Below are 5,434 nucleotides of genomic sequence, written 5' to 3'. Positions count from 1 at the left end.
CCCCCCCCGTTCCCATAGCCAGCGCCATCAGGCTGCAGGCAGTTCAGCGCATGCCCCTAGTCGCGTTTGCTGCTGACAAAACCCCAAATGACCAGAACCAGCAGCGAGCCGCCGATGGCCAGCAGCCAGGTGGACAATGACCAGAACTCGCTCACTCCGACACCGAAAACTGCCGAGCCAATCCAGCCTCCCAGCACCGCCCCGACCACGCCGAGCAGCAGCGTGGCAAGCCAGCCGCCTCCCTGCTTTCCGGGCTTGATTGCCTTCGCGATCGCACCGGCAACGAGGCCAAGGATGATCCAACCGATTATTCCCATGCATTCCTACTTCCCCAAGAGATGCGGCACGATGCCCTTGCCGTTAATGGCTATTTTTTGTTTTCCTGGGCCGGCTCAGATGAGCACGGCCTTATTCGAATCCTGCTTTTCCGGCTTCTGGAAGCTGAACGAGATGTGCTTGCGGGAGAAAGGCACCCCCAGCACCATTTCAAGGTCAGGTACCACGCGGCCATTGACCAGCTCGATCCCTCGATTCGCCGGAGCGTCGGCGCGCAGGGTGAATCGCGCATAAAGCACGGGTTCAGCTGCATTGCCGCCAATTCGAACGTTCGCATCCACGATTTCCGGTTGCGTTCGAGCGGCCGTTTCCGCGGCTTTGGCTATTACCGAAGTCTCGATCTCGCTGACTCCTTCGCTGCTCGATTCGTATCTGAATTCATGCGCCGATGGGCGGCGCGGAATGGCAGTGATCAGCACCGCCAGCGAGAGCACGATGCCGGCAATTCCGAGCGCGAGTCCCAGTGGCAGCAGGTACTGCTGATCGATCGGCAGGCTGCTGGCAATCCGGGCTTGGCCGCGGCCAGCGCCTTGGCCAAGCCCCCACCAGACTGCTGCGAGGCCCGAGGCACCGGCCGCCAGCAGGACCAAACCGAAGATCGCCAGAATAAGTCGTTGGCGCACCACATGCGTTCTGAACATTTCTAGTTTCCCCCTCGGCGTTGCACTGAGACCTTGACCTTGGGAGCGCGCTGCAATGGCAACCCGTCGATCACGCGCTGCGCCCGCGCCTGCGCGTTTTCCCGCACGCGCTGAACCGAGTGGGCTGGAGTCTGCACGGTAACCTGGACCAGGGCCGGGCTGGTTTTCACGCTCGCGCGGGTCACCGAATCGGTTCGCTCGACCTCATGCCCCACCAAGGTTGATATTCCACGGCATGAGATTGCCTGTTCCGACCCCGCTGAAGGATCATCGGTAGTCAGCAGGATGCTCTGCCGGGGCCCTGGAATGAGCGCGCTGAGCAACAGCAGCAGACCGAGCACCGCAAGAACCACCATGGCGATCACTGCCAGGTTGTCATTGAAGCGCAAGTTGCTGACCGCGTTAATGCCCTGCTGGGCAAAACCGGGCCATTGTCCGCTGGTCAAACGCAGCAGGCAGGATAGCGCCAGGAGAATGCTCGTGGCCAACACGACGATGAAGCTGATCATCAAGGCCAGGGTGCGGGCACTGCGAACGTGCCAGAACCTGCTCATCGCAGCCTCCTGTTGCTAGTTCCTTCATCCGGCGTTGACATCCAGCTCACCCGTATATCGGTTTGCACCTGCTCAACGCCCAGATACTTGCGCAGATCAGCCGCAACCATGTTCCGCACGTCTTCGCAGGCTTGCTGGACATTGCTCGGATAGCTCAATCCAAGGTCCAAATCGACCACCACTGCACTTCCAAGCACCTCGGCCTTGGCCTTGGGCCGGCTGTCAAAATCCTTGTACTTCCCCAACCCCAGGATCCCACCCGCGGCAGAGCCGACAACTGGCACCTTATAGGCTGCTTGGGCAGCGATTTTTGAATAGACGGCCGTGTTCACCGTGGTGCTTCCACGGCTAGAGGACAGCTCTGCCATCTGCTTCACCGCCGACGTTTGCTGAACACTTGGCCGAGGTCAACCCTGTCCTGCAAAAGCCATCCGACTCCAGCGCCGATGATGGCGAAGAATGCCACCACCACGAACTGCGTGAATGATCCGAAGGCAATCAGCAATCCGGCTAGGCAGCCGATGGCCAAACCCCACTTGACGTGTAACATGTTCTGCTCCTTAGATGAGGACAGTTATTTCAGGCCATCGCGGGGCTCGGCGTCATCGTCATCGTCTTCTGGCAGGTGCACGTCGGTGACTTCAATGTTTACCTCGATGACTTCCAGACCGGTAGCGCGTTCAACCTGGGCGATGATATTCGAACGGATCTCGTTGGAGACCTCAACGATCGAGAACCCGTAGGAAACTACGATCGACACGTCGATGGCGGTCTGCTGCTCGCCCTTTTCGACGCTCACGCCTCCGGCCGCGTTGGCTTGGGCACCGGGGATGCGTTCGGCCAGCGAGTTGAAGGTCCGGCGGGCGGCGTTGCCCATGGCGTATACGCCGGAAACTTCGCGGGTGGCGATGCTGGCAATCTTCTGGACCACACGGTCTTCGATGGTCGTCTTGCCCAGTTCGGTGTGCAGCGGACCGCGCAGCTCTTCGTGGACCGGCGTGTCATTTGCGGCCTTTGCCTTGGCCTGGCGTTCCAGCTCTTCGCCGGTTGGCTTGATGATTGGCCCTTGTGAATCGCGTTGCACCATGATGGTCTCCTCATTCATTGAACGGATATTTTTGTGCCTTACACTCATACAGACGAGAGCTACAGATTAATCCTCACACATTATGAGTGTGATATAGATCACTTAAGGAGGGGTGTTTGGAACCGACCCGGTTGACCGTGCTTGTTGGTCGTTCGATGGAGGGGGACCCCGAGGCCTTCGGCGAACTCGTCACCGCGCTGACACCCGGCCTGCGCCAATACTGCAAGACTTTTTTCAGCAGCTGGCACGATGCGGAGGATGCCACCCAGGATGCCTGGATCCGCGCGTGGCAGTCATTGGGCTCGCTGCGCGAACGTGCCGCGTTCAAGACTTGGCTCTACCGCATGGCACGAAATATTTGTCTTGATCGCATCCGCCAGCGTGCCAATGACCAGCAAACCGTGGATGATGAAGTGCTAGAGCAAACCCCAGCCCCTGACCGTGAATTGCCAGAAAACGTCGCCGTGCAACGCGGCGAGATTGCCGATGCCTGGCAGATCATCAACGGATTGCCTTCGGCGCTTCGCCAGGCGTTCGTACTGGTCGCGCTCCAAGGCATGAGCTATAAGGAAGCGGCCCTGGTGACCAACGTTTCAGAATCAACTGTGCGAGGGCGACTCGCACGGGCACGCAATGCAATCAGCGAGGCGGTGTCATGAAAACCCTTCCCTGCGGACGTACTACCGAAGACGTTTTGCTGAACCTGGATGAACCTGCAGATCTGCACGAATTGCAGTGCCGGTGGTGCCACGCCGAACGGCAGCGGCTCAAGGACCAGAACGGATTCATCACCCAACTGCTGCACAGCTCGACCCCGGAGCACCAGCCTGAAGCATTCTCGCAGCGAATATTGGGCAAAATAGCCGAGCACTCGCCATTCCAGCGGATGTGGGATGTGCAAGATGCGGGCACGGGACTGGCCAAACGCGTATCGTCCCTGGAATTAATCAAGGCGATTCGAGCGGCATTTTCCGAGTCGCCGACATCGCAATTGAACTACACGGAGATCAAGGCGACTGACACGCAGATTCCCCACCTTAACTGGAGGGTGCAATGCCATGTCAGCATGGCTGGGGATAGTTCGGTTCAGGTTATCGAGCAGCAAGTCCTTGACTATGTTCGCTGTGCCATCAGCCCGTTGATCAGCTGGAGGGAACTGGTAGTTAATCTGGTCATTGAAGACCTGCACGGCGAAGCCATCGAGTCCATCACGCTTCGGGGCGAAAACTAGCTACGGCTTCCTTGCTCCCCTGTTCCATCGCTCCGCGGGCTTTTTCGACGCAGCACTGGCGAACAAGCAAGCACCACAAGTCCCGCAATCGGGAACACCATCAGTGCCATGCGCAACCCGAAGTTCTCGGCAAGGAAACCCACTAGCGGCGGGGAGAACAAGAAGCCCAATCGCATGAGCCAGGAGACGATGCTCAGCCCAGTTCCCGGAGGCAGGCCGGGCAGCTTGTCGGCCTGGTCCATCACCGCCGGGACCAGGGTTGCCGAGCCGAATCCAGCCGCGGCAAATCCCAGCAGCGTGCCCGGAACCGTGGGGAAGAACAACGCCAGACCCATACCGATTGCTATCAGCGCTCCCCCGAACTGGGCCATGCCGCGCTGGCCAAAGCGGTTGACCATGCCATCGCCGAGAATTCGGCCAATGAACTGGGCCCCGACCAGAGCGATGAACCCGCTGGCCGCCAGCGCCGCTGGCGCCCCCAGCTGGCCAAGATACAGCGTGGACCATGAATTCCCGGCGTCTTCAACCATTACTCCGGCTACGGAGATCAAGACCAGGGCGCTCATCATCAGCAGCAGCCGTCCGCGGGATCCTGCGGGGGCCGCGGCCCGGGCGGTTCCGGGTGCAGGTGGCGCAACAGGTTCTATGACCGCCAGTTCGGCGGATCGAGGCAGGCAGAATTTCAGGGCAGTCAGTGCCACCGCGGCGAAGAGCACCATCGATATGCCCAAATGCACTGGCAATGCCAAGTTCATCTGGATCGCTCCAGCGGCCATCAAACCGCCGATCACCGCTCCGACAGACCACAACGCGTGGAAGGAATTCAGTATCGAACGCCCATAGCGCCGTTGCACCACCAGCCCGTGCGCGTTCTGCCCGACATCCGTAATCGAATCCATGGCGCCGCCCAGGGCAAAAGCCAGCACGACCAAGACCACGCCCGGCGCGCTGCCGGCGGCCAGCAAGGCCGCACCGGTAACTATCGTGCCCACGACGGCAACCTGCGCGGAACCAAAACGGCGCACCAGCGCACCTGCAGCCAACCCTGCAAGGATTGCCCCAACAGGCCATGCGGTGACCAGCAAGCCGTAGCCGGCGGTGTCCAATTCCAGTTCCCGCTTCAGCTCGGGAAGGCGCGGCGCCATATTGGCAAAGAGTGCTCCGTTTGTGAGGAACAGGGCCGCGACTGCAGCGCGGGCGCGGGAGTTGACGCTGGATTCGCTGGCTGCCATGGGACCTTTCACTGCACATGCATGCGGATTCTTCACGGGGAATGCTTCACTAGCATCCAGCGTCGAGAGTACCAGTGCACCTGCTGGCAAATCCCGAAACCGTGCCGAAAGCCCGTCAATGGGTGTTTTGCGTCTGACCAGCTGCATCAGGATAGCGGCGAGCTGGCCATCCGCCGGTATTCGCGTTTCGGCTGCAACCTTGGAAGCCCAGCTGGTCCAGTAGCTGGATCGCCCCGTTCGCCAGATGCCCTGCCGCCGTGGAGCCTGCGCTCAGCGTGGCCATAGGCATTGTCAATATCGTAGAAACAACCTCAGCGAGGGTGCGAGTGATGATCGCAGAAGTTCCCCCCCGG

Annotated in this window: 9 protein-coding genes; 2 read left to right on the top strand and 7 right to left on the bottom strand. The window is 60.2% G+C overall.

The window, feature by feature from the left end; translation table 11 throughout:
* Positions 1-56: 56 nt before the first annotated feature.
* From ACNPM8_RS04650 to ACNPM8_RS04625, 6 genes are all read right to left on the bottom strand, one after another.
* A complete protein-coding gene (locus ACNPM8_RS04650) occupies positions 57-317 on the bottom strand; it encodes a GlsB/YeaQ/YmgE family stress response membrane protein (protein ID WP_105656414.1) in 261 nt (86 codons plus the stop codon).
* Between the two features lie 75 nt (positions 318-392).
* Positions 393-977 (bottom strand): hypothetical protein, encoded by a 585-nt coding sequence (locus tag ACNPM8_RS04645; RefSeq protein ID WP_448939377.1) that lies wholly within the window; start codon positions 975-977, stop codon positions 393-395.
* 2 nt (positions 978-979) lie between these two features.
* Positions 980-1,531: a DUF6286 domain-containing protein gene (locus tag ACNPM8_RS04640; protein WP_105656416.1), complete on the bottom strand. Its 552-nt coding sequence runs from the start codon at positions 1,529-1,531 to the stop codon at positions 980-982.
* Positions 1,528-1,899, bottom strand: coding sequence for an Asp23/Gls24 family envelope stress response protein (locus ACNPM8_RS04635; protein ID WP_146112224.1), 372 nt, complete (start codon positions 1,897-1,899; stop codon positions 1,528-1,530). Before ACNPM8_RS04635 ends, ACNPM8_RS04640 begins: the two co-directional genes overlap by 4 nt.
* Positions 1,900-1,904: 5 nt before the next feature.
* Positions 1,905-2,081 (bottom strand): hypothetical protein, encoded by a 177-nt coding sequence (locus ACNPM8_RS04630; RefSeq protein ID WP_181148776.1) that lies wholly within the window; start codon positions 2,079-2,081, stop codon positions 1,905-1,907.
* 24 nt (positions 2,082-2,105) lie between these two features.
* Positions 2,106-2,636 (bottom strand): Asp23/Gls24 family envelope stress response protein, encoded by a 531-nt coding sequence (locus tag ACNPM8_RS04625; protein ID WP_286134072.1) that lies wholly within the window; start codon positions 2,634-2,636, stop codon positions 2,106-2,108.
* A gap of 98 nt (positions 2,637-2,734) precedes the next feature.
* Between ACNPM8_RS04625 and ACNPM8_RS04620 the strand changes: the two genes are divergently transcribed.
* Positions 2,735-3,277: an RNA polymerase sigma factor gene (locus ACNPM8_RS04620; protein ID WP_448939376.1), complete on the top strand. Its 543-nt coding sequence runs from the start codon at positions 2,735-2,737 to the stop codon at positions 3,275-3,277.
* Positions 3,274-3,849, top strand: coding sequence for a hypothetical protein (locus tag ACNPM8_RS04615; protein ID WP_332488712.1), 576 nt, complete (start codon positions 3,274-3,276; stop codon positions 3,847-3,849). The genes ACNPM8_RS04620 and ACNPM8_RS04615 overlap by 4 nt, the downstream gene beginning before the upstream one ends.
* On the opposite strand, the gene ACNPM8_RS04610 is transcribed toward ACNPM8_RS04615, so the two are convergent.
* Entirely contained in the window at positions 3,846-5,081 is a 1,236-nt protein-coding gene (locus ACNPM8_RS04610) for an MFS transporter (protein ID WP_448939375.1), read from the bottom strand. The two genes, ACNPM8_RS04615 and ACNPM8_RS04610, sit on opposite strands and share 4 nt — an antisense overlap.
* Positions 5,082-5,434 lie beyond the last annotated feature (353 nt).

It is taken from the genome of Glutamicibacter sp. AGC46, assembly GCF_053543715.1.
The sequence above is the reverse complement of the archived record's forward strand: the minus strand, read 5'-3'. Positions and strand labels throughout refer to the sequence as shown.